This is a genomic window from Bradyrhizobium sp. BLXBL-03 (assembly GCF_051853015.1).
GTDB lineage: Bacteria > Pseudomonadota > Alphaproteobacteria > Rhizobiales > Xanthobacteraceae > Bradyrhizobium > Bradyrhizobium manausense.
Map to the genome: position 1 here is coordinate 7,170,364 of NZ_CP182470.1, position 22,784 is coordinate 7,193,147.

Annotated in this window: 18 protein-coding genes; 14 read left to right on the forward strand and 4 right to left on the reverse strand. The window is 58.7% G+C overall.

All coding sequences use genetic code 11. The features are described from left to right. Positions 1 to 53: 53 nt before the first annotated feature. Both panD and bioB read right to left on the reverse strand, forming a co-directional pair. Positions 54 to 407 carry an aspartate 1-decarboxylase gene (panD, locus tag ACNJX9_RS34135; RefSeq protein WP_057748289.1) on the reverse strand — a complete coding sequence of 118 codons (354 nt, stop codon included), beginning with the start codon at positions 405 to 407 and terminating at the stop codon, positions 54 to 56. 38 nt (positions 408 to 445) lie between these two features. Further along, a complete protein-coding gene (bioB, locus tag ACNJX9_RS34140; protein WP_439410175.1) occupies positions 446 to 1,450 on the reverse strand; it encodes a biotin synthase BioB in 1,005 nt (334 codons plus the stop codon). A gap of 113 nt (positions 1,451 to 1,563) precedes the next feature. Here bioB and ACNJX9_RS34145 point away from each other — a divergent pair, with 113 nt between their 5' ends. The 12 genes from ACNJX9_RS34145 (at position 1,564) to ACNJX9_RS34200 (ending at position 15,434) form a co-directional block, all read left to right on the forward strand. After that, the gene (locus ACNJX9_RS34145; RefSeq protein WP_439406432.1) at positions 1,564 to 2,193 is read left to right on the forward strand and encodes a GntR family transcriptional regulator; all 630 of its coding nucleotides are present in this window, start codon (positions 1,564 to 1,566) and stop codon (positions 2,191 to 2,193) included. Positions 2,194 to 2,350: 157 nt separating this feature from the next. After that, positions 2,351 to 2,686, forward strand: a complete 336-nt coding sequence (locus tag ACNJX9_RS34150; protein WP_439406434.1) for a Dabb family protein — start codon at positions 2,351 to 2,353, stop codon at positions 2,684 to 2,686. 93 nt (positions 2,687 to 2,779) lie between these two features. After that, on the forward strand, positions 2,780 to 4,189 hold the full coding sequence (pabB, locus tag ACNJX9_RS34155) for an aminodeoxychorismate synthase component I (RefSeq protein ID WP_439406435.1): 1,410 nt from the start codon (positions 2,780 to 2,782) through the stop codon (positions 4,187 to 4,189). Continuing rightward, complete coding sequence (locus ACNJX9_RS34160; RefSeq protein WP_439406436.1) at positions 4,186 to 4,770, forward strand: anthranilate synthase component II; 585 nt, start codon at positions 4,186 to 4,188, stop codon at positions 4,768 to 4,770. Before pabB ends, ACNJX9_RS34160 begins: the two co-directional genes overlap by 4 nt. 408 nt (positions 4,771 to 5,178) lie before the next feature. Continuing rightward, entirely contained in the window at positions 5,179 to 6,501 is a 1,323-nt protein-coding gene (locus ACNJX9_RS34165; protein ID WP_439406437.1) for a lysine N(6)-hydroxylase/L-ornithine N(5)-oxygenase family protein, read from the forward strand. Next, positions 6,498 to 7,745 carry an MFS transporter gene (locus tag ACNJX9_RS34170; protein ID WP_439406439.1) on the forward strand — a complete coding sequence of 416 codons (1,248 nt, stop codon included), beginning with the start codon at positions 6,498 to 6,500 and terminating at the stop codon, positions 7,743 to 7,745. The genes ACNJX9_RS34165 and ACNJX9_RS34170 overlap by 4 nt, the downstream gene beginning before the upstream one ends. Positions 7,746 to 7,767: 22 nt before the next feature. Beyond that, on the forward strand, positions 7,768 to 8,559 hold the full coding sequence (locus tag ACNJX9_RS34175) for a phytanoyl-CoA dioxygenase family protein (RefSeq protein WP_439406441.1): 792 nt from the start codon (positions 7,768 to 7,770) through the stop codon (positions 8,557 to 8,559). Positions 8,560 to 8,567: 8 nt separating this feature from the next. Next, positions 8,568 to 8,897 carry a cupin domain-containing protein gene (locus ACNJX9_RS34180; protein ID WP_439406443.1) on the forward strand — a complete coding sequence of 110 codons (330 nt, stop codon included), beginning with the start codon at positions 8,568 to 8,570 and terminating at the stop codon, positions 8,895 to 8,897. 1 nt (position 8,898) lies between these two features. Then, positions 8,899 to 10,482, forward strand: coding sequence for a class I tRNA ligase family protein (locus ACNJX9_RS34185; protein WP_439406444.1), 1,584 nt, complete (start codon positions 8,899 to 8,901; stop codon positions 10,480 to 10,482). Between the two features lie 10 nt (positions 10,483 to 10,492). Then, positions 10,493 to 11,674 carry a PLP-dependent aminotransferase family protein gene (locus tag ACNJX9_RS34190; protein ID WP_439406445.1) on the forward strand — a complete coding sequence of 394 codons (1,182 nt, stop codon included), beginning with the start codon at positions 10,493 to 10,495 and terminating at the stop codon, positions 11,672 to 11,674. A 1,076-nt stretch (positions 11,675 to 12,750) separates the two neighbouring features. Continuing rightward, a complete protein-coding gene (locus ACNJX9_RS34195; RefSeq protein ID WP_439406447.1) occupies positions 12,751 to 14,064 on the forward strand; it encodes a M16 family metallopeptidase in 1,314 nt (437 codons plus the stop codon). Continuing rightward, entirely contained in the window at positions 14,061 to 15,434 is a 1,374-nt protein-coding gene (locus ACNJX9_RS34200; protein ID WP_439406449.1) for a M16 family metallopeptidase, read from the forward strand. Before ACNJX9_RS34195 ends, ACNJX9_RS34200 begins: the two co-directional genes overlap by 4 nt. Positions 15,435 to 16,773: 1,339 nt before the next feature. Here the strand turns inward: ACNJX9_RS34200 and ACNJX9_RS34205 are convergent. Both ACNJX9_RS34205 and ACNJX9_RS34210 read right to left on the reverse strand, forming a co-directional pair. Next, complete coding sequence (locus tag ACNJX9_RS34205) at positions 16,774 to 18,867, reverse strand: prolyl oligopeptidase family serine peptidase (RefSeq protein WP_439406450.1); 2,094 nt, start codon at positions 18,865 to 18,867, stop codon at positions 16,774 to 16,776. A gap of 867 nt (positions 18,868 to 19,734) precedes the next feature. Then, a complete protein-coding gene (locus tag ACNJX9_RS34210) occupies positions 19,735 to 20,031 on the reverse strand; it encodes a hypothetical protein (protein WP_439406452.1) in 297 nt (98 codons plus the stop codon). A 141-nt stretch (positions 20,032 to 20,172) separates the two neighbouring features. Here ACNJX9_RS34210 and mddA point away from each other — a divergent pair, with 141 nt between their 5' ends. Together mddA and ACNJX9_RS34220 are read left to right on the forward strand one after the other, a co-directional pair. After that, a complete protein-coding gene (gene mddA / locus ACNJX9_RS34215; protein WP_439406454.1) occupies positions 20,173 to 20,949 on the forward strand; it encodes a methanethiol S-methyltransferase in 777 nt (258 codons plus the stop codon). A gap of 661 nt (positions 20,950 to 21,610) precedes the next feature. After that, positions 21,611 to 22,351, forward strand: coding sequence for an outer membrane protein (locus ACNJX9_RS34220; RefSeq protein ID WP_439410176.1), 741 nt, complete (start codon positions 21,611 to 21,613; stop codon positions 22,349 to 22,351). Positions 22,352 to 22,784 lie beyond the last annotated feature (433 nt).

Consider the following 22,784-nt stretch of genomic DNA (forward strand, 5'->3'; position numbering starts at 1 on the left):
CAAAATTCTGGGCGGTCGCGCGGAAAAACGGCTTCGGTTGGCAGCTATCGCGATCAAACCGGCAATATTCGATTTTCTCGATCGACCCGCACAACACGTGGTCTGAACGTTTTGGCTTCCACCTCAGCAAGTAAGGCGTATGCAAGGATGCTGATTTTGTCTCCAGGTAGCGCTAGTCGCGCAGCCGCACCGTTCAAGTTGATAGTCCCCGAGCCGCGCGGCGCCTCAGTGACATAGGTGGCGAACTGAGCGCCGGTTTCGACGTTGTGAATTTCGACCCGTTCGTTCACCAGGAAGCCCGCCGCGTCCAATAGCTCACGATCAATTGAGATTGAGCCTTCATAGTGCAGATCGGCTTCGGTCACCGATGCGCAGTGGATTTTGCCTTTCAACAAGGTAATCTGCATTTCTCAACCGTGTCTTGGAGGTCTGCACACAGGATCGCTTACAGCCCCTTTCCAAGGGTAGATGTGATGCCGAGCTTGGTCAGCAATCTGGCGTCCCGGTCGGCTGTCGGATTTTTTGTCGTGAGCAGCACGTCCCCGATGAAAATTGAATTCGCTCCGGCCAGAAAGCACAGCGCGTGCAATTCGTCAGTGATGTCACGCCGTCCGGCTGACAGGCGAATCACGCTTCTGGGCATCATGATCCGGGCGGTTGCGACCAGACGCACCAACGCGATTGGGTCGGGAGCCTGCGCGGTGTTAGCGACAGGAACCCCCTTGACCTCGTTCCAAAGATTGATCGGCACGCTTTCCGGAGGCTTTGAGAGATTGGCGAGCAGGACGAGCATGTCGAGCCGATCTTGAACCCCCTCTCCCATGCCGATGATGCCGCCGCAGCAGACCTTGATGCCCGCCTCGCGCACGTGCTCAAGCGTGTCAATTCGGTCCTGCAGCGAGCGGGTGGTGATGATGTTGCCGTAAAACTCAGGCGAGGTGTCCACGTTGTGATTGTAGAAGTCGAGCCCCGCCTCGAAAAGCCGCGCCGCCTGTTTCGGCGTTAGCATGCCGAGCGTGACGCAGGTTTGCATGCCAAGATCTTTGACGGCGCTGACCATCTCGCAGACCAGATCGAGATCGCGGTCCTTTGGGCTTCGCCAAGCCGCAGCCATGCAGAAGCGGGTCGCGCCTGCCTCCTTCGCGCGCTGCGCGGCAGTGACGACGTCGCTGCAATCCATCAGGCGGGTTGCTTTCACCCCCGTCTCGTAGCGCGCGCTCTGCGCGCAGTAGCCGCAGTCTTCCGGACAGCCCCCCGTCTTGACGCTGAGCAGGCTAGCCGTTTCGACGTGGTTTGGATCGCAGTTGTCGCGGTGAACACTTTGCGCTCGAAACATCAGCTCGGCGAAGGGCAGATCATAGAGCGCTTCGGCCGCGGCGCGTTCCCACGTCCCGCCGACTTGCGCGAGCTCGCAGCTTCCGTTCCGGTCAACTCCATCACAAAGGTCCATGAGCTCGAATCCATAATCATAGATAATCACGCAAATTATCTATCGTCAGCGACATTGCATCGATGCTAATCGATGCGTTACCAGGGCGCACCCATTTTTCCGATAGATAATCTATGATCGAGAACAGGACGACTGCTGGACGCATTGCCGAGTCGATTGGCGAACGGATTATCAACGGCGCACTGCAGCCCGACTCTCCGCTGCGCCAGGATCATGTCGCGCGAGAATTCAATTCAAGTCACGTCCCCGTGCGCGAAGCTTTTAGACAACTGGAGGCTCAACATCTTGTGGTGAGTGCACCTCGTCGAGGCGTGCGGGTTGCACCGCTCGATGCGCATTCGGTGAAGGAGATCGCCGAGATGCGTGCAGCGCTCGAGGTGGTCGCGCTGCGCAATGCAGCTCCAAAGCTCTCATCGGTCCACCTTGCACGCATTGAACTTGCCCTGATCGAAGGAGACAATGCCCAGACGATCGAAGATTTTGAGATGGCCAATCGGGCCTTTCACTACGCCCTGGTTGCGCCCTGTGCGATGCCGCGGCTGCTTGCAAGCCTCGATGAGCTTCAGCTTGCCAATTCTCGGCTGGTCTTCGCGATGGCGCGAACCGCCGGCTGGCGCCCACGGTCCAACCAAGATCACCGTCTGATTTTGCAGGCCTTACGAAGCCGCAATCTTGACCAAGCATGTAACCTGCTCGCACGTCACATTCAATCCATCGAGCGCCTCGCCCTTCAGACCTCCTGATCAAGAAGTGCCACTCTCGAGCTAAGTTGCAACGGTAGTGGGCACAACAGCGCGAACTATCGATCATCAACCAGCGACGCAGCAGAGTTGAGTTGCGAAAGCCGCGATCCCAAGTTAGTTAGGCGGCCCATCTCTCATAGCACACCTAGAGCCATCCATGATCCGTCATATTGTTTTATTCACTGCCAAGGATGAGGCGCACATTGACCGGATCATCGAGGGCCTATCGGTTCTGACCACCATCCCGCATGCAAGTCGGCTGGAGGTTGCTCGCAACCGCAAGAGCGATCAGCTCGGCAACGACATCGACGTCATTGTTTATGGCGAGTTCGAGAACGAGGCGAAATTAGCAGCTTACAAAGCGCATGAGCTGTACCAGGAATCCATCAGGCGGGTACGTCCGCTCCGCGAGCTGCGGTTCGCGGCCGACTACGATGCATCAAGCGATGTGCTATTCCTCACTCACCGCGCTGTATCGACGGTCGGAGGCTAGGCTGAGCGTCAGTCTCACGAGCTTGCATGCTCCGATCTATTCTCGATCTCGTTTGGTGGGCGATCCTCGCCAGCACGCGGAGGCAATTTGCCGATGACTGACCGCCCGATCCACGTGCGGGAATTGCCCTGGATGACACCTGTCGTTGCAATGCGGCGCCTCGCCCACCGACCTCATCTTACGTTCCTTGATAGCGCAGCAAACCAGGAGCCGCTGGGGCACTACTCATATCTGACCTGTGACCCCTTCGGCACTTATATGGTCGAGGACGGACAGGCGAGTTGGAACGGACAAAAACTCGGCGATGACCCATGGGGAGCCCTTCGCACACTGCTTGCTAGGTATCCGCAAGAGCACCGCCCTGGTCTGCCGCCATTTCAGGGCGGAGCGGCCGGAGTCTTTGGGTATGATCTGAACAGGACATTGGAGCGATTGCCGGTGCCGGCAGCCTCCGGACACCGTTTACCTCAGGCAATCCTGCATTTCTATGATGTGGTCGTCAGCTACGATCACCGAGAGAACAGATGCTGGATCGTTTCCACTGGCTGGCCGGAGCAGGACCCCGCGCGACGAGCCGCGCGCGCACGCCATCGAGCCAATGAGTTTGTAGCTCTCCTTGCCAATCCAAACTTGGCGAGGAATGACGCCCACGGGGCGGTCGGACCATGGCACTCGAACTTCAGCCGCGCGGGCTACATTGCGGCGGTACGGCGCGTGGTCGACCTGATTCTGGCTGGAGACGTCTTTCAAGTCAACATCGCCCAGCGTTTCTGCGCCCGGCTAACGACCTCATTTGATCCGGTTGCCTTCTACTGCCAACTACGGTCATTGAACCCCGCACCGTTCGCAGCACTGCTACGTTATGGCAAACTCACAATTGCATCAAGCTCGCCGGAGCGTTTCCTAAAGCTCGACGGACGAGTCGTCGAAACACGCCCCATCAAAGGCACAGGCGTGCGCTCCACTGAGCCCATGGAAGATCAGCGCCAGGCTCAACTCCTGGTCACATCCGACAAAGATCGTGCCGAGAACATCTTGATCGTCGACCTCCTGCGCAGTGATCTGTCACGTGTCTGCACCCCAGATTCAGTTGATGTTCCTGCGCTGTGCAATCTCGAATCCTACGCCTCTGTGCACCACCTCGTATCAGTCGTTACGGGGGATCTAGAAAAGGGCCAAGACGCCGTCGCCCTTCTTCAAGCCTGTTTTCCAGGCGGCTCCATTACTGGGGCGCCGAAGGTGAGAGCGATGGAAATTATTACGGAGATCGAGCGAGTAACGCGAGAGGTCTACTGCGGAGCGATCGGCTTTCTCGCCTTTAGCGGCCATATGGATACGAATATTGCGATCCGCACTGTCACGATCGATGACAGCTCGGCTGTGTTTCACGCAGGTGGTGGGATAACGGCGATGTCGGATCCCGCGGCCGAATACGATGAGACACTCGCCAAAGCACAGCGAATGTTTGATGCATTTGCCGCCAGTTCTTCCGGTGAGCCTTGATTGTCATCATCGACAACTACGATTCCTTCGTCTTCAACATTGCCCGCTACTTCCGCCGGCTTGGCGAAGCAACGGACGTGGTCCGGAATGACGCGATCAGCACAGGCGATATTGTCCGTCTCAGGCCACGCGCCGTGGTCATCTCCCCCGGTCCCTGTTCCCCGACAGAGGCGGGAATATCTACCTCGATCGTTCGCGAGCTTTCAGGTCGCGTCCCGATTTTAGGCATCTGCCTCGGGCACCAGTGCATCGGGAGCGTTTTCGGCGGAAGGGTGGCGCGTGCACGTCGCCCCATGCACGGTCGGTCCTCACATGTCACGCATGACGGCGAAGGGCTATTCGAAGGACTCACCTCTCCTCTTTGTGTGGGACGCTACCATTCTCTTGTCGTTGAGCTCGATCCGTCAAACGCATCGCCCCTTATGGTCACGGCGCGTTCGGACGAGGGCGAGATCATGGCGCTAGCACATCGCGATCAACCGACCTTCGGCGTGCAGTTCCACCCCGAATCGATCCTGACCCAACGAGGAGACCTTCTCCTTAGAAACTTTTTGCGATTAGCAGAGAGCTTTCGAGCGTGAGCATGGGTTTCATACCGCACTCTTCCGCCGCAATCCGGCAGCCGACATTTCAAGCCTTCAAGTCGTACGGCACACGAACATCTTCTTCCGCTTGCAGCCCGTAGAGTGCGGTTTCAGCCGGCGCGAGGGGCGCATTACATGCTTAGGGCACGTTCGGTCAACTACCAGAACCCATAACCGGCCGCGACTTTCGCGCATGCGCCCATCTTTCGCCGTCCGCGAGACAACGCTGCAGGAGATGCACATTTTGCGGTCGCCAAGGAGAAGCGACCTTATCAAAACAACACCTTCAGTGCGGCGATAAAGCAACTTGTATCTCACGTAGTGTCAGATTGTAGGCTTCCACGCGCAACAACTGATCGCCTTGTTCAAGTGGGGCGACCTTATGCAAGCGCGAGAGAGAGCTTCGTGGATACGCTGGATGTCATTGGCGTCGGGATCGGTCCATTCAATCTCAGCCTGGCGGCGCTGATTGAACCCACTCCTCTGCGCGCATTATTCCTGGAGAAGCGCGAGGCATTTTGCTGGCATCCGGGCTTGGTGTTACCGAACAGCCGATTACAAGTGTCGCCATTCAAGGATTGCGTGACTTTGGTCGATCCCACCAGTCCCTATTCTTTCCTGAACTACCTCGCAGTCAATGGGCGGCTCTACAATTTCATCAACAAACGCAACGCTTCGACCTCGCGGCGGGAGTTCACCGACTATTACCAGTGGGTCGCACGGCAACTCGGCACGCTCCGCTTTCACCAAGACGTTTTGGATGTGACCGCCACCAGGGACGCTTATCGCGTCAGTACGAACACAACCACATATCTGGCGCGCGCCGTGGTGGTCGCAATTGGTATCGAGCCAAAGATTCCCCGATGCGCTAAGCCCCTCATTTGCAACACGGTCTATCATGCGGCTGAGTATCTTGACCGGGGATTACCTCGGACGGACGAGCATGTGCTTGTGGTGGGAGGCGGTCAGAGCGGCGCGGAGATTGTCGAGCACATGCTCAATCGCCCCGATACGCCCCGGATTACCTGGATCACTGCGCGCTCAAACCTGTTTGCAATGGACGACAGCAGTTTCGTCAATGAGGCCTATATACCCGGTTATAGCCGGCGCTTTCACGCCCTGCCGTTTCAGCACCGCCGCGCCCTCATCGAGCGTGAAAAGCTGACGAGCGATGGCATTTCTGCAGAACTGTGCAATCGCCTCTACGACATGTTGTATGAACGAGACGTGGAAGGCGCGCCATCTGAGAGCTTCCATTTGTTCTGCAATGTCACCCTGAAGCACATCACGCCCCTGAACAAACGCTGGCGAGTCGATCTGACCGGTCTCACCAGGCAGCAGCATCGCAGCATCGTCGTTGACCGCATCGTACTCGCCACCGGCTTTCGGCCGCGAACTCCCCTATTTCTGCAGTCGCTCCTGGGCAGCGCGCACATGGAGAACAACCTGCCCGTGCTCGGCCCCGACTACGCGGTCAGCTTCACCAAGCCAATGCCAGGCCAGGTCTATTTGCAGAATCAAAGCCGCCTGCAGCACGGGTTACAGAGCGCAAACCTGTCGCTGGTGGCGTACCGCAACAGCCTCATTATCAACAGCCTCCTCGGACAGCCGTTCTATTTGGATCGATCTGAGCACTCGCTCGACGGATACGACAATCCAGACCATGCAGAGCTGAACGCTGGATCGGAGGCAGCGACGTCGGCGGAAAACACAGGCGCGATCCCATGAGCGCGGCACGGTCCTCTATCTTGCGTATTGTCGATGTGCCTCCTGGAGCTGCGGACCGCCTCGCTTGCAGATTGCCCTACCGCGCCTCCGGACCATTTTTGCTCGCATCCAGTGTCATCGCGGCGGCCTATGGCTCGAGCTTCATCTTGCCGGAATATATGGAAATTCTTGGGTTAGCGCACGAGGTCGCGGGCTTCATTATCTCCAGTGGCATGGTTGCGACGATCGTGTGTTGCTGCCTGGCTGGCCGCCTGGCTCAGCGTATCGGCATTATGCCAACGATGGCTGCCGCCTCGGTCGTGATGGCGCTGGCGATGGCAGCCTTTGCCGCCGCAGTGTTAGATGCGCGATTAGCTTATGCAGGCGGCATGCTCGTCGGTGTGGGATGGTCCGTGTTGTTCATCCTCTCGCCGCTGCAGATCATCCGCCATCTACGCCCCACCGCCCGCATCCAACATCTGACGATCTTGTCTGGCGCACAAATGGCCGGGCTTGGCCTGGCGGCCCCGCTCGGCCACTTTCTAACGGAATACACAGGCTCAATGGCGATCACGTACGCATTGTTCGCCATCGCCTGCGTCATCGCGACCATCTGCATAGGCGTGGCGGGGCACGCCATGTTGAAGATCCCATCTGTCCCCATGCCTCACATCGAGGTCACCTTGGTCAAGACGATCGCGCTGCTGCGACACGCGACGGCCGCGCCGATCATGATGATCGCGGTTGCGGCCTGCATTTTCTCAGGGCTGTCGACATATCAGAGCGCCTATGCGGCAGCACGCCACCTCAATCCCGACCTCTTCTTCCTGGTATTCACCGTGACCAGCGTGGCGCTCCGCTTCTCGGTCGCCCATATGCTGGATCGAGTGCCCGTCGAGCGGCTTGCGCTCACGCTCATTATCGCGACCGGCGCCTCATTGGCTTTGTTCATCGTCAATCCTGGCAACGAACTGCTCTATATTCTGGCCGCCGCAATCTTCGCCACAGGCTACGGGCTCAGCTATTCCACACTTAACGGAATAGCCGTCAATCTCGCCGGCGAGCATGGGCTCTCCGTGCCAGTTGCCTCACAAATCTTCACCTTAGCCTATTTTCTCGGATCGTTCGGCTTTCCGGTGCTTGGAGGGAAGTTGATCTACGAATTTGGCATCAATGCGATGTTACTCACGCTATTGGGTGCGACCGTACTTAACGGAGTATTGGCAACCACACTCCGCCCAAAGGCAAGAATTGGCTCTCTGTAACAATGAGAAAGGAGCTCGCAAAATGCTGACCGACGCACAAAAGGCAAAATGGCATAGGGACGGATATCTTCGGCTCGAAGGCTTCTTTGATGCGCCTACGCGTAACAGGATCTCTGATTTCGTGGAGGACGTCGCGCGCTGGGACGTAAGCACCGACAAATGGATGAAGTGGTTCGAGAAGACCACCGATAATCGTAAGATTATCTCAAAGGTCGAAAACTTCCTGGACTACCATGATGCTCTACGCCAGACGCTGCTGGCCGACGGTCGCATCCGCACCGCGATCGAGAAGCTACTCGATGAAGACACGCGGATGCTCAAGGAGCTACTGATCTTCAAATATCCTGATAGCGGCGGGTATCGCCCACATCAGGACATTTATCATATCCCCCACAAGATCCCGGAGCGAATGGTGCATGCTATCGCAGCCATTGCGATCGACGATGCGGCTCCCGACAATGGAGGGCTATTTTTCACTCCAGGGCGGCATAAGGAGGGAGTTTTTCCCATGGATGCCGGCGGCGTCATCAACCCGGACGTGGCCGAGAGCTTTGAATGGGAGCCGACACCGTGGAACGCGGGCGACGTCTTTATTTTCGACGACTACGCGCCGCACTACTCACTACCGAACAAGAGCGATCGCTCCCGCCGCGTGATTTACTTGGTGTTCCAGCGGGCATCTACCGGCGGCCCTGATCGTGCCGAGTACAACCGGATGAAACGTGCCTATAACCCGCCAGAGGGCAAGGTCTCTGACCTTGAAGATCTGAAGAAGCCTAACGGCATCTTTTATCGTGATGACCGCAACACTTAAGGAAAGACGTGTACACAAAGCAGATCGATCGCTCCCTGATGCGATCCGAATATGGCGCGCTGGTCTGTCGCTTGCTGGAGCATTTGCCGGATGATCTCAGCCCCGAGTTCGGTGCCTCGGTTGTTGAGGTCATACCCGGTGGCGCGGTCGATCTGCACGCCCACCATGAGCACGAATTGTGGGTGCTGATCTCAGGTGAGGGAGAATTCGAAGCTTGCGGGCAGACCCGGTCGGTGAAGGACGTGACTTTGTTCTACATGCCACCACACCAGATGCACGCGATCCGCAATCTCAGCCAGGAAAGCCCCCTCAAGTTCCTCTCTATCTGGTGGGATTGACGTGCGTACCTATTTCGTATGTCCAGCTCCCCCCTGCCCTAACGGCAAGTTGCATCTCGGTCACGTCGGCGGCGTATACTTGCTCGCCGACATCTTCGTGCGCTTTCAGCGTATGGCCGGCCATCGCGCGCACTATATCACCGGCGCGGATGAGCACGGCACGTATACGCTCGTAAAGGCGCGAAAGCTCGGGCAAGGCGTTAGCGAGGTCGCACAAAAGCACATTGACGAGATCCTGCAGGGCCTGCGTGCGCTGCACATTACGCCTGATGTCTTCATTCGCACGTCCAGCGAGATACACAAGGAGAACGCTCTTTCGATTTTCCGCGACCTGCAGGAGGCCGGTTACGTCGAGGTCCGAAATGGTGTCCAACTCTATTGCGAGCATTGCGACGAATTTGTCGCGGATTCGCTTGCCACTGGAAATTGTCCGGCGTGCAACTCAGCTGCCGACAGTAATTTGTGTGAGAACTGTGGCCTGGCAATTCGGCATGACACGTTGCGCAATGCCAGGCACACCACATGCGGCCGCAAGCTTGAACTAAGGTCCATTGAGCAGGCGGTGTTCGATACGCCCCGCCTCACCCAGGCGCTAGAGACAGCCATTGGACAAAGCGCCTGGCCGGAGTCCATACGAGACAAGGCGCGAGCTTGGCTGGCAAGCGATAAGCATGGTCTGCCGATGTCGCGCCAGTTCAGTCATGGTGTGGAGTTAACTGAGCCTGAAGCTTTGTTCGGCCAAACCCTGCTCACGTGGTTCGAAGGCTTGTGGTGCTTTGACACCGGAATTCGAGAGCAATGCGCCAACGACTTTCGGGATGCGAAATCAACCATGCACGACCCCCGCACCCGGCTTGTGTTTTTCATGGGCCAGGACAACCGCTTCTACTACACGATAGGTGTGACCGCCGTCCTGCTCGCGCGCGGCTATCCAATTCCCACGAACCACTCGGTCCAGGATTTCTATAAGCTCGAAGGCGAAAAGTTTTCGACCGGTCGCGACCATGCGCTTTGGGCCGACGAGGTTGCGCGCGACGTGGACCCCAACGTCATTCGTTACGCACTCGCTCGAATTGCACGGCCATTCGGCAGAGACGAAAACGAGTTCAATGTTGACGGGTTGGTCACGGCGGCGTCGCACCTTCGGGTCTTTGAAGATGCATTGCGCCAATATGCAGGCAACGCACGCACATTGGACTCTAGACGTCTGCGGTCTCGTCTGCGGATCCTGGCTCAGCGTTACGCGGATGCAATCGAGGAACTCCGCTTCTGGGATGCGCTTGATTTTGTCGATGAGTACTTCCAGGCAGCCGATTTTGCGCGTGACAACAGCGGGATGTGGAACGCCATGGAGATCTCGCTATTCCTGAGCCTGCTGTATCCTGTGGTACCCGAGCTAGCGATCCGATATGGCCGACATTTCTACGGTGCAGCCTGGCAGCCGTCCTTCAAGCTGGCAGCGAAAGCCAGCCTGCCACCGAAAATAGACTTCCCAGTCCTCAACGCCGCGGTACCTGCGCATTTTATCGCAGCGTACAATGAGCGTTTTCGTAAACGCCAAGCCAAGCAAAATAGCGGGAGATGAACGAGAAGCCATGAACTCGACTGTCTCGACGCGCAGCTCCCTCGCTCAGGGCTTTGCACCCTTCAACTACTCAAGTGCGAAGCACGGCATCAATTTCGCCTATGGGCTCCCCGATCCGGCTAGGTTCTCAGAGCTGGCCTGGCCCGACGCATTAAGCCAAAATACCGGCGTCGCCACGGCCGATCTGCTTCAATATACGGACGCGGTGGGTTTGCCCAAGCTCCGGACACGCCTCGCACAACGCTATAATGTGCCGGATGAGGAGGTTATCCTTACAGCTGGTGCTTCACAGGCTCTGCAATTGATTGGCGACGTCTTACTCGACCCAGGCGATATCGTTCTGACCGAGGACCCGTCCTACTTGGGTGCACTGCGCATCTTTTCGATCACGGGAGCGACCATCCTCCAGCTTGGGATGAACGCCGATGGCGTCGATCTGAGCGCGCTTGAAACGACCTTGCGCCGCGAGCCCCGCGTGAAACTTTTCTACACGGCGCCTGCATTTCATAATCCGACGGGGCGGCAAATATCGCGCGCCCATATGGCGCGCGTTGCCGGGATGCTAGCCCGGCATGGCGTGGCTTTGGTGCAGGATCTCGTCTATTCGGAGCTGCCGTATGACGGTCCAGCTGATTGGCTGCCGCCGGGTGGCAACGTCATAAACGTCCACAGCATATCCAAGATCGCGGGACCCGGATTGCGAGTGGGCTGGGTGCTCGCGGATTCAGATGTCATCAACAGGCTGGCGCGCCTCAAATGCGACGGCGGGGTCAGCCCTATTGTCAGCAATATCGTCTTATCGTTGCTGCAGTCGGACGCACTTGATGCGCACATTGTGCGACTACGCCAGCATTATCGTGCCAAGCGGGACAGCCTGCACACGCTACTGCAGCGTAGCCGGTTTTGCGCGCCAGAATATCTCCTTCCAAGCGGTGGTTTCTCGTTTTGGGTACGGCTCGCCGGCGGAATTGAGGCTGAGACCTTCATTGAGGCTGCGCGCTGCGAACACGACGTGCACCTTCTGCATGGCCGTCATTATGGCCCGCGTAGTGGTGACCATGTACGCCTGTGCTTTAGCTATCTCCCGACAAACCTCATCGAGGAGGGACTAGCGAGGTTGGATAAGCTGCAGGCAAAGCTGCGCGGCAGATCGTTACGAACGCTTGCCGAAGACGGCCGGTTGGAACTGTGACATATCTGAGTGTCCAACTAGCAATTGTGCTCCGGCTTAATACGTAGGCAAATCTAAGAAGTTGGCATTCGTCAATATGCGTGTCATGGCGTCTAAAATGTTTCCCTAAGGGAAGGAATGGCTTGCCACTTCTGGTAGCGATAGTCCCCCCTTATGAGCGCCGTTGGGGCGACGACCAGCCGAACGAAAAATCCAAAACTAACCTGCAACAGCAGCTCCAGCTAGGCGAAGACCAAGCCGTGACTTTGGCCGTGCGAGGCGAGTATCCATTGCCCGGGCCGGTCTCGTCGCGAACAGCGGCCGAGATAACCGTCGGCTTTCACCACCTTCCATGGGCTTGATTGACGAGTGGCGCCTGAGCTCGCGTTTGATTGCGCCAAAGTCAAAGCGCTTCTGCCAAAAATGAAGAGCAAGCGATTGCCGGATTTGCATGAAAGTTGAGGAGGCGACCGTAGCAATCCTGGCCTCGACTTCGCCGCCATTGGTGACAAAGGCCGCCAGCCGATCGCGCAAGGCCCGGCTGGGCATATCGACAGCAGAATGTTTATCGTGACGCTGCCGTGGTCGCTGCGCGGATCCAACCCCGCTCCGCACGAAGGAGGCCTTTCGATAGCCACATCGATGCCACACCTGTCGCAAATAGCGCCTAGCGTGTCCGACGTACGACTGCGTGTGAACATGCGAACAGGCTTTTCGGGCGATCACGTTGTAGTTCAAAGAGTTTCTTCTTTGGCACGACCAATGCTTTGGGTTAGCCGGCGAACCCGGCGGACCACGATAATACCCCTGGAGCAGGCTGATCTGTCGATCGATTATGCAAGTCATGGAGCAGCAGATAGATGACTTCGATCATGAGCTCATTCCTCGTCCAGAACCAACTGCAATGGAGCTTGCAAAAAGTCATGCCAATCCAGCGGCTGACGAACCAGGTCGGAAGCAATGCCGCGTTTCACCGGCCACCAGACCGTGCTTTCGTTCCGGAAGTTCTACCTCGAGTGCTGTCAAGGCTCCCATCATCACGATCGGTTGCTTGCCTTCTAGCGCTGGTCTTGAGCTGGGTCTCCTTGACAGATGCCATGTCAGCCGAGACTGCTGCGAGCACCGCACCACCCAGCAGCTTCACGCTCGGTAACGGCCTCCAGGTCGTGGTGATCCCCGACCACCGTACGCCCGTGGTCACGGAGATGATCTGGTACAAGGTCGGCTCGGCCGACGAAAAGCCCGGCAAATCGGGGCTCGCCCATTTCCTCGAGCATTTGATGTTCAAGGGCTCTTCGAGGCATCCGGTCGGCGAATTTTCCCAGACGGTGCATCGCGTCGGCGGTAACGACAACGCCTCCACTTCGGAGGACTTCACCAACTATTTTCAGCGCGTGCCGCGCGAGCAGTTGCCGACCATGATGGAGTTCGAGGCCGATCGCATGACCGGGCTCGTGCTCAAGGACGAGAACGTGCTGCCCGAGCGCGACGTCGTGCTCGAAGAATACAACATGCGCGTTGCCAACAGTCCCGAGGCTCGGCTGAGCGAGCAGGTCATGGCCGCGCTCTATCTCAACCATCCCTACGGTCGACCGGTGATCGGCTGGCACCAGGAGATCGAGAAGCTCAATCGCGAGGATGCGCTGGCGTTCTACCGTCGCTTCTATGCGCCGAACAATGCGATCCTGGTGATCGCCGGCGACGTCGAGGTCGCTGACGTGCGCCCGCTGGTCGAGCGCAATTTCGGTCCGATCCCGGCGCAGCCCGCGATCCCCGCGCAACGCATCCGTCCGCAGGAGCCGGATCCGGCCGCCCCGCGCACCGTCACGCTGTCCGATCCGCGCGTCGAGCAGCCCGGCGTGCGCCGCTATTATCTCGTGCCGTCGGCAACCACGGCGGCAGCCGGCGAGAGCGCCGCGCTCGAGGTGCTCGCCCGACTAATGGGCAGCGGCAGCAACTCCTATCTCTACCGCGCGCTCGTCGTCGACAAACCACTCGCGGTCTCCGCCAGCGCCAGCTATTCGAGCATCGCGCTCGACCCGAGCCAGTTCTCGATCTCGGCCTCGCCCAAGCAGGGCGTCAACTTCGCCGAGGTCGAGCAGGTGATCGACGACGTGATCGCCGACATCGTGCGGAACCCGATCAGGCCTGAGGATCTCGAGCGGGTCAAGACCCAGCTCATCGCGGGGGAGATCTACGCTCGGGACAACCAGGCGTTGCTGGCGTACCGGTATGGCGGCGCGCTGACGACGGGCCAGTCCGTCGAGGACATCCGCAGCTGGCCCGATCGCATCCGCGCCGTCACCGCCGAACAGGTGCGCGCCGCCGCGCAAAAATGGCTCGAGAAAAAGCGCTCGGTCACCGGCTACCTGATCAAGGACGCAACAAAGCGCGAGGAGAAGCGTTCGTGACCTATCCCTTCCCCCGCGTGCGCGGCATCGCGCTCTCCGTCGTCACCTCGGTGACGCTCGCCTTGGCGTCCATCTCGCCGTCGCAGGCCGCGGCCAAGATCCAGCATCTGACCTCGCCCGGCGGTATCGAAGCCTGGTTCGTGCAGGATGCGACCGTGCCGCTGATCGCGATGGAGTATTCCTTTGCCGGCGGCGCGGCACAGGACCCCAAGGACAAGCCGGGCGTCGCCAACCTGGTCGGTGGCCTCCTCGACGAAGGCTCCGGCGAATTCGATTCCAAGTCCTTCCACGAACGGCTGGACCGCCGTGCCATCAAGCTCTCCTTCAGCGCCAGCCGCGACACGTTTCGCGGCAGCCTGCGTATGCTCCGCGACAACAAGGACGAGGCTTTCGACCTGTTGCGGATGGCGCTGACCTCGCCGCATTTCGACACCGCCGACGTCGAGCGCATCCGGTCCCAGGTCATCTCGGGCCTGCGCCGCGACACCACCAATCCGACCGCGCTTGCCAGCCGCAAATTCCTGGAGGTCGCCTTCGGCGATCATCCCTACGGTCGGCAGACCAGCGGGACGCTGGAAAGCGTGCCGACCATCACGGTCGCCGACATGAAGGATTATGTCGGCCGCATCCTCGCCAGGGACACGCTGAAGGTCGCGGTCGTCGGCGACGTCGACCCGGCGACGCTCGGCGCGCTGCTCGACAAGACGTTTGGCAGCCTGCCCGCCAAAGCGAACCTCACGCCGGTTCCCGACATCGAGTCAGCCGCGCCGCCGCAGCGCGCCTTCGTGCCGCTCGACGTACCGCAGACCGTGATCACCTTCGGCGGCCCCGGCGTGAAGCGCAGCGATCCGAATTTCATGGCCGCCTACGTCGTCAACCACATCCTGGGCGGCGGCGGATTGTCCTCCCGGCTCTATCGCGAGGTGCGCGAGAAGCGCGGGCTCGCCTATTCGGTGTTTGAATCGCTGTTGTGGATGGAGCACTCGGCCGTCTTCATCGGCAACACCGGCACGCGGGCGGACCGCGCCGGCGACACGCTCGACGCCATCGAGAGGGAGGTGCGCCGCATCGCCGAGGAGGGCCCGACGCAGAAGGAGCTCGACGAGGCCAAATCCTACCTCAAGGGCTCGCAGATGCTCGCGCTCGACACCTCCTCCAAGCTCGCACAAGCGCTGTTGCAATATCAGCAGGACAAGCTGCCGATCGACTACATCGAGAAGTGCAACGCCATCGTCGATGCCGTAACGCTTGACGATGCCAAGCAGGCCGCGAAGTGGCTGTGGGGCCAGGGCCTCCTGACCGTCATCGTCGGTCGCGCGCCGTGGGCCGCCGCGCAGCCCGCCGCAGCAACCACGCCGAAGTCGAACTGAAGTGTCTCATCGCCAGCAGCGCTCCATATCGAGTTCGGCACCTCGCGTCTGTTTGATGTGTGGCGCGTCGCGGTCCAGCGCACGCCGGATCGGGCTGCGTTAAGCGTCCCGAACGGCAAAACCAGGAGACGATGCGTTTTGGCTCTAGAAGATCTCTGAAACGGGGCTGGACTGCATTGTTTCACAACGAGTATTTTGAACCCGAAGGGCCGCCGGCAATGTTGCCGGCGGCTACTGCCATGACAAGCGGATGAGGGGCGGCGCCCTATGTTGCGACCAGCGTCTCCGCCAGCTCGCGGCCTGGCTTGTGATAAGCTGGCTGGTCTAACTGGGCGTAGTGCGCGGGAGAGCGTCAATGCGTGATTGGAAGAGCGAACTCGATGCGCACTTGTCGCTGAAGCGATGGCGTTTTGCCGGATCGCTGAAGGTGGAGTGAGGATCGGCTCGGTACGCCCGAGTAATCCTCGGACCGCACTGTAGGCGCGAGCCACTTCACCTGAAGAGGCGGACATATGGCCTTACAATCACGACCGGCGCAGGTCCCATAAAGTAGCTTCCAAGTGACACATGCGCGCGCGATCATGTGGCTAGTGTATTCCGGCGACTTTTTCATGCCACCGAACGCGTTGCCATGCGCTTTCCCGGCGCACCTTGCGTTCCGCACAAGATGGTCTCAGCGCACAGCCGGTCGATGACACGGTGAGTGCATGACACCAAACTCGGATGGCGCCGAGCTTCCTCTCGCCGATGTACTTGATCTCGAGTGCTTCCGCGCGGTGCTTCTACCGTGCGGCGCCCTGACTACCGTCGGTGTCCGAGCGGGATGCCTAACTTTCGTGCCTTCTGACGCAGCGATCCGGTTGTTCGCTTTGTAAGTTTTGCGATTTTCGAAACGGGTGTCTTCGCCCTCGAATGTGCGCGCAGTTCTTTTACGTCTGTCTTAGTGTACTCGCGACGTACAATCTTCTTGTTCAGCGTCTTGGGCATAACAACTCCGTTGGGATTCTGTGCACACATCTAGCAGGGCCGAAGTGGAGCTGCCAAGCATGCGTGGGTTGCATACGCAAGGCTTCTGAACCCATCGGATACCCCTTCCGTCTTCCAAACTGAAGGATGACTCACCGCTAAACTTAGACGCCAATCTCGCGGCTTGGCCCGCGCGAATATGTCAGTGATATCAGGAATCTGCACGTTACAGACTGATCCTATACGAACGCACTCCACGAACGTTTGAAAGTACTGACGTTGCGTGTGGCCTATTCCGATCTCTCGCAGGTCAGATCGCTAAACATCCGGTCAGCATTTCAGGCTGGTGTTTGCAAGTACGGGCGAAGCTCGCTCAGGCCGTCTCGTCCAGCCAGCCAATTTTGCTTTTCAGGAATTGGAAGCCAAGCACCTGAAAGCCGGCCCGCTCCTTGTTGTCCCGGCCATAGCCGTGACCGCCAGCGGCCGGCTCGTAGAGATAAGCCTCATAGCCCATCCCTATGAGTTTCGCCGCCATCTTGCGAGCGTGTCCGGGATGGACGCGATCGTCCCGCCGCGTCGTCGCGATCAGGATCGGCGGATAGGGCCGGCCAGGCTTTGCGGCATGATAGGCCGAAAAGGTCTTCAGCCACTTCCACTCTTCTTCCTTGTCCGGGTCGCCATATTCCGCGATCCAGCTCGCGCCCGCGAGCAGCTTTGTGTAGCGGCGCATGTCGATCAGCGGGATCGTGCAGAACAGCGCGCCGAAGCGCTCAGGGTACCGCGTCAGCATGTTGGTGATGAGGATGCCGCCGTTCGATCCGCCTTGCGCCGCGATGCGCTTTGCCCGCGTGACGCCCCGCCGCACGAGATCGGCGGCGACCGCCGCGAAATCATCATGCGACAGCCGCTTGCGGGCAAGCCGCCCGGCATCGTGCCAGCGCGTGCCGAACTCGCCGCCGCCACGCAAATGCGCCTGCACAGTGGTGCCGCCACGCTCCAGCCACAGCTTGCCGAGTGCGGAATTGTAGTACGGCTTCAATGAGATGCCGAACCCGCCATAGCCGCTCATATGGACCGGCGCCTCGCCGGTTTCACGCTTCGGCCCGGTCTGCACATAGGGGATGCGCTCGCCGTCGACCGAGATCGCCTCGTGCTGGGTGACCACCAGACCATCGATGCTAAAGGTCTTTGGCGCCTCCTTCAGCACCGCTGGACTTGCCACGCCTTGCTCCAAGAGCATCAGTAACGGGGGCGTGAGCGGATCCTCGATCTTCGCAAGGAGATCGTCGTTGCTCTCGGATGAATCGCGATCAAGCGGCCAGACATCAACGAGGCCCATATCGGGAAGCATGCTCAGCTGCTCGCGGCTCCAAGCCGTAGTGGATGGCGTCCAACTCTCGAAGACCGGCCGCAGCTCGTCTAGGATGGAGAGGACAAGCTTACCGCCCGACCAGAAGAACCCCTGCAGTGCTCGCCGCGGGTTTGCCAGAAAAAGCACCGCGAAATTGCGCTTCCCAGCGAGAAAGGCGGCCAACGATATGCCGATCAGGGTATCTGTCGGGTAGATTACTCCGGCGATTGTCGCGGCCGAGCGGAGCTTCACCGCGAACCAATCCTGATGCGCCTCTAGCGAGATATCGGTAGGAAGGTCGAGCTTGATGAGCGCCCCTTTCTCGGTTCCAAGCCATGTCTGGGAATTGAAGAAATTCAGCTTATCGGTGAACCAGACGCGTTTTTCTTGGCTGGTTCGATCGATCCTGCAGCCAACGCCAATGCGATCGACGGTCGTCTCAAACACCGCTGCCGCTCGTTCAATGGGGTCGCCGCGTCGCCACAATCGGACGGTCCTGGCATAGCCCGACAATGTCGACATGCCCACGCCATAGGCGCTGGACAACAGTAGGGTGTCCTGATCGACCCAAGCGGCACTACTCTTCGCCTCCCCAAGCACAAAACCATCAGGCACAAAACTCCTCGTCGTCAGGTCGAACTCGCGCAGCGTCACTGCATCGCTGCCGCCCCGTGACAGAGCGAGTAGGACTTGCGAGCTACCAGGCAGCATGGCGGTCCAGCTTACAAGCCAGTCCTCGCGTTCAATGGCCGCGAGCCGATCCACATCAAGTAAAACCTCCCATGACGGCTTCGACTTTCGAAATTCTTCTAAAGTCGTCCGACGCCAGAGACCCCGCGGATTGTCAGCATCTTTCCAAAGATTGTAGAGATGGTCGTCGTGCCGGCTTACGTAGGGTATATTGTCCGCCCGGTCGTATATCGACGCCAACTCGTCGCGATCCCTGGTGAATGTCGCTCCGCCGAACACCTGCAGAGTCTTGCCATTCTGCCGCTCAACGAAGTCGAGCGCCTGCGGCCCCTCTATCTCTTCCAGCCAAAGATATGGATCATCATCAGGAGCGGAGAGCGTTGGCTTTCCATCGCCCACTTCTGTCGACGAGCTTGCTGTAGCCACAATTCCCTCCGGTATTAGCGTCACTGCGCTTTCAATAAGCCAGCATCATATGGTCTCCAGCCTACAACCTGACGCGCCAGTCACTTCAAGTTCCTTTCGAACAAACGGGCCTACAATTGCTGGTGCTCAGGGCTTTGCACGGCCCGAGGAAATGGATCTTCTGCGCATTAGAGAAGATACAGGCTATGATAGCTGTTCAAGTCGCCGCTTCATGTAAATGGATGACTGGCGGGCAGGCTTATGAGGGCACGTCGCGGGCTTTGCACCCCTTGCGCCGGGATGCGACGATCAGCCGCCGGTCCAGCGGCTATGAGACACACGATTGGCGCAGCCGCAGCGCCGACGAGCCAGCTCAAGGAGCGACGCCGCCCCTTTGGCGTGTATGACCACAGCGCTGGGGTCCACGACCTCGGCACTTGTCGAGCCGATCGAGTAACTGCCGCCTCCGTCATTCGGTTACATCAGGACCTCAACGTGTGATCGGGATCGAGGCTGAAGCGACTTCTTCTGGCATCAGCAGGCTTCCGTCCCAAAAGCGGAAAGCCGCAGCGACTGACGATCGATCCGCTCCCAGTGCTCGGCAAGGGCCGGCCGTATCGCCATACCAAGGGGACGTAAATCGACCGCGATGAGCGAAACGAAAAGCTGGCGGCTTGCCCCGGCGACTGAACGCGTTAACGGCGTGACCTTTTCGAGGCGCTCGGAGCCCGGACATGCCTAGTTCGAGCGACCGGGGCGTCCGGCACTGAAGCGGCATCCCAGAATTGCGGCATCAAGTCGCAACAGACATCATCGTCTAGACCCGCGCAAGCGGCGTGAGGAGTGGCTGGCATTACATGGGTGCCCGTCATGCCAGCCGTCCGGCGGCTACGCCGATGTCAGAAATCCCAAGAGCCTCAGCATTACTCCCGTTGGGCCGCCCGTCGTTCGGGTATTCTCCGGTCGTGCAAGATGTATCCCCAATTCCGCGATCGGCACGCAGTTTGCTGGGATGAGGACGAAAGCTCCGCAACCAATGTTGCCGGCAGCGAACTGCGCCAGGAGTTCACGATGAGACCTGTTCGTTGTCATATCGCACTGAGGCGAGCCAGCTTTCCCTTCATTCGCATCGCTCAGCGGGGCGATGCACACGGTCGGCGGCTCTTTGCCGGTGATGATGATCATCGAGCATCTGGTCGGCGCTGCGCCGCATATCGGCTGCATCTCCAATACATGTGCAGGACCAGGCTTTGATTGGATGATTTTCCTGATTCTTCAGCGTCCCACGACCTTGAGCAAGCCGTTGCCTAAAGGTGGAGTCGTTTCATGCCTAAGGTAAACTCCGTAAGACAAGCACATTCCCGGATACGATCGTTACGATTGATTGCTTTCCTCTACGGTTTGGCAGCTTACGGGGTGTTTCTCTTCACGATTGTCTACGCTATCGGCTTCGTAAGCGGCATAGGCGTACCGAAGACGATTGACACGGGACCTGAGGCGTCGGTCATCGATGCGCTTTCCATAAACACCTTGTTGATGGCTTTGTTTGCTATCCAGCACTCCGGCATGGCGCGCAAGGGGTTCAAGAACTGGTGGACGCGATATGTGCCGAACTGCATTGAACGAAGTACTTACGTGCTCATGGCGAGCCTGTGTCTCATGTTGCTATTCTGGCAGTGGAGGCCGCTTCCGGGAATTGTTTGGCAGGTTGAGGACCCCGACATATTCGTCATGATCGCGACGCTATCATTCATCGGCTGGGCGACGGTGTTCACCAGCACGTTCCTTATCGATCATTTCGAATTGTTCGGACTGCGTCACGTCACCGCCAATCTCAGGGGGCGGAGCATACCTGCGCCGCAATTCAAGACGCCGCTGTATTACAAGTTCGTGCGACATCCCATCTATCTCGGCTTCATCATCGCGTTCTGGGCCGCGCCGATCATGACGATCGGGCATTTACTGTTTGCGGCCGTGACCACCACCTACATCTTTGTCGGGATATTTTTCGAAGAGCGGGATCTTCTCCAACAGTTCGGGGAGCAGTACCGCCAATATCAAAGACAAGCCTGCATGCTCATCCCGTGGCGCAAGGTGGGCTGATAGGGATCAGATGGAGAATAGGAACTCGCCACCCGAAAATGTGGATCGCCCGGTCACAGTCATTCTAGAGGACTCGCGAGTCGTATGATCCATCTCAGGCACTGCGGTGTCCGAATCAACCGAAGATTGACTGCTCCTTAGGCACTCTGACGCTCCCTGCTGCGCATGCAACAAGGCATCGCCGAGCGGATCCGGTTCAGTGTAGCGAATTGTTTCAGCGAGCGGCCTTCTCGGCACCGTAAGGCCGTGACGATGTAGCGCGCAGCTTTCCTTGGACCGATCGCCATCCAGCGCGGCATCCCTGACCGCTTATTCTCGCTGATGGGCACGGCAACTTTGGGGAAACGACATTTGGTGTCGCTGCGCGTCCAAATGCACTCGTGCCACGCTCCAGTTGGTCCGATCAGCGAAAGCATGCGAGTGACCATCCTTCATCAACGAGCTTCGATGTACAGACACCTACGCCATTGTCGGAATTTGCTGCACGCATCTGATACAACTCGATGCGCCCCTTGTTAGTGACGTTCAAGCGTACAACCTTACGCAGCGTCAGGATCAAGCCGATTCTTTGAACGTGAATGTTGCGCCGCAGTTACAGCAATTCGCGTCGGCGCTGTTATGACGCGAACGGCGGGGGCCACTAAAGGAAATGAAGCTCGAAATGAAGAACTTGTTGCTTATGACTGCGAGCATCGTCGCACTCACCGCTGCGGCGCCTGCATTCGCTGCGGATCTCGCTGCACAGCCCGTCTACACCAAGGCGCCACCGCCCCCGGTCGCGGTCGCACTCTACGACTGGAGCGGCTTCTATGCTGGCGTCAACGGCGGTTGGGGTTCGAGCCACACCTCCTGGGATTTTGCAGGCACGAACCCTGAGGGCTCCCACGACGCAAGCGGCGGCACGGTGGGCGGGCAGATCGGCTATCGCTGGCAGATCGGCCAGACAGTGCTTGGCGTCGAAGGCCAGGGCAACTGGGCCGATTTCAACGGATCCAATGTCAGCACTGCTTTTCCGACCAACAGGAACCAGACAAAGATCGACTCGTTCGGTTTGATCACTGGCCAAATCGGATATGCCATCAGCAACGTACTGCTTTACGCCAAAGGCGGCACCGCGATCGTGAGCAGCAGCTATCAGGTCAACGACGTTGCTTCAGGCACGCAGCTTGGGACCGCGGACACGACACGTTGGGGTGGCGTCGTTGGTGCGGGATTTGAGGTCAACCTGACGCCGAACTGGTCAGCTGGCCTCGAGTACGACCACATATTCATGCCGACTAGCGACGTGAACTTCAACGCCGCCGGTGGCGGTTCGTTTGGGAACGATCGTATCCGCCAGGATTTCGATCTCCTCACCGCGCGAGTTAACTACAAGTTTGGCTGGCCCGTAGCTCTCAAATAACAATCTCCTCAGTCCAAACGGCGATCGAGAGCCCCGGTCCTTTTGACCGGGGCTCTTTCTTGAGCTAATTCAAGAACGCAAGATCACTTAGGTGTCTCTGTTTTCGGAAAAGTTCCGGCTTTAACGTCCTTCATGTCCATTCTGAAATCCGGGAAACGTCGGCCTGCTGGATGTGCTGAGCCACACCGAGTGCGCAAGGCGCCATAGTGTGACCGACCCACGACTACGCTCGAGTGTGCCACTGACGGTCTGTGCCAAAGCGTCGGCTTCGTTAATCCAGCGCGACCTTGATAACATTAATCCCGATGCTTCGGCTTTCGGCAATCACGGCACGCGGCAGACGACGTTTCCATTATGCCTGCGAGGCACGCTTGCACCACCTCTCCAAAGGGCGATCTGCAAAGTGGCATGTGTGTGTGACCAAAATTATCCG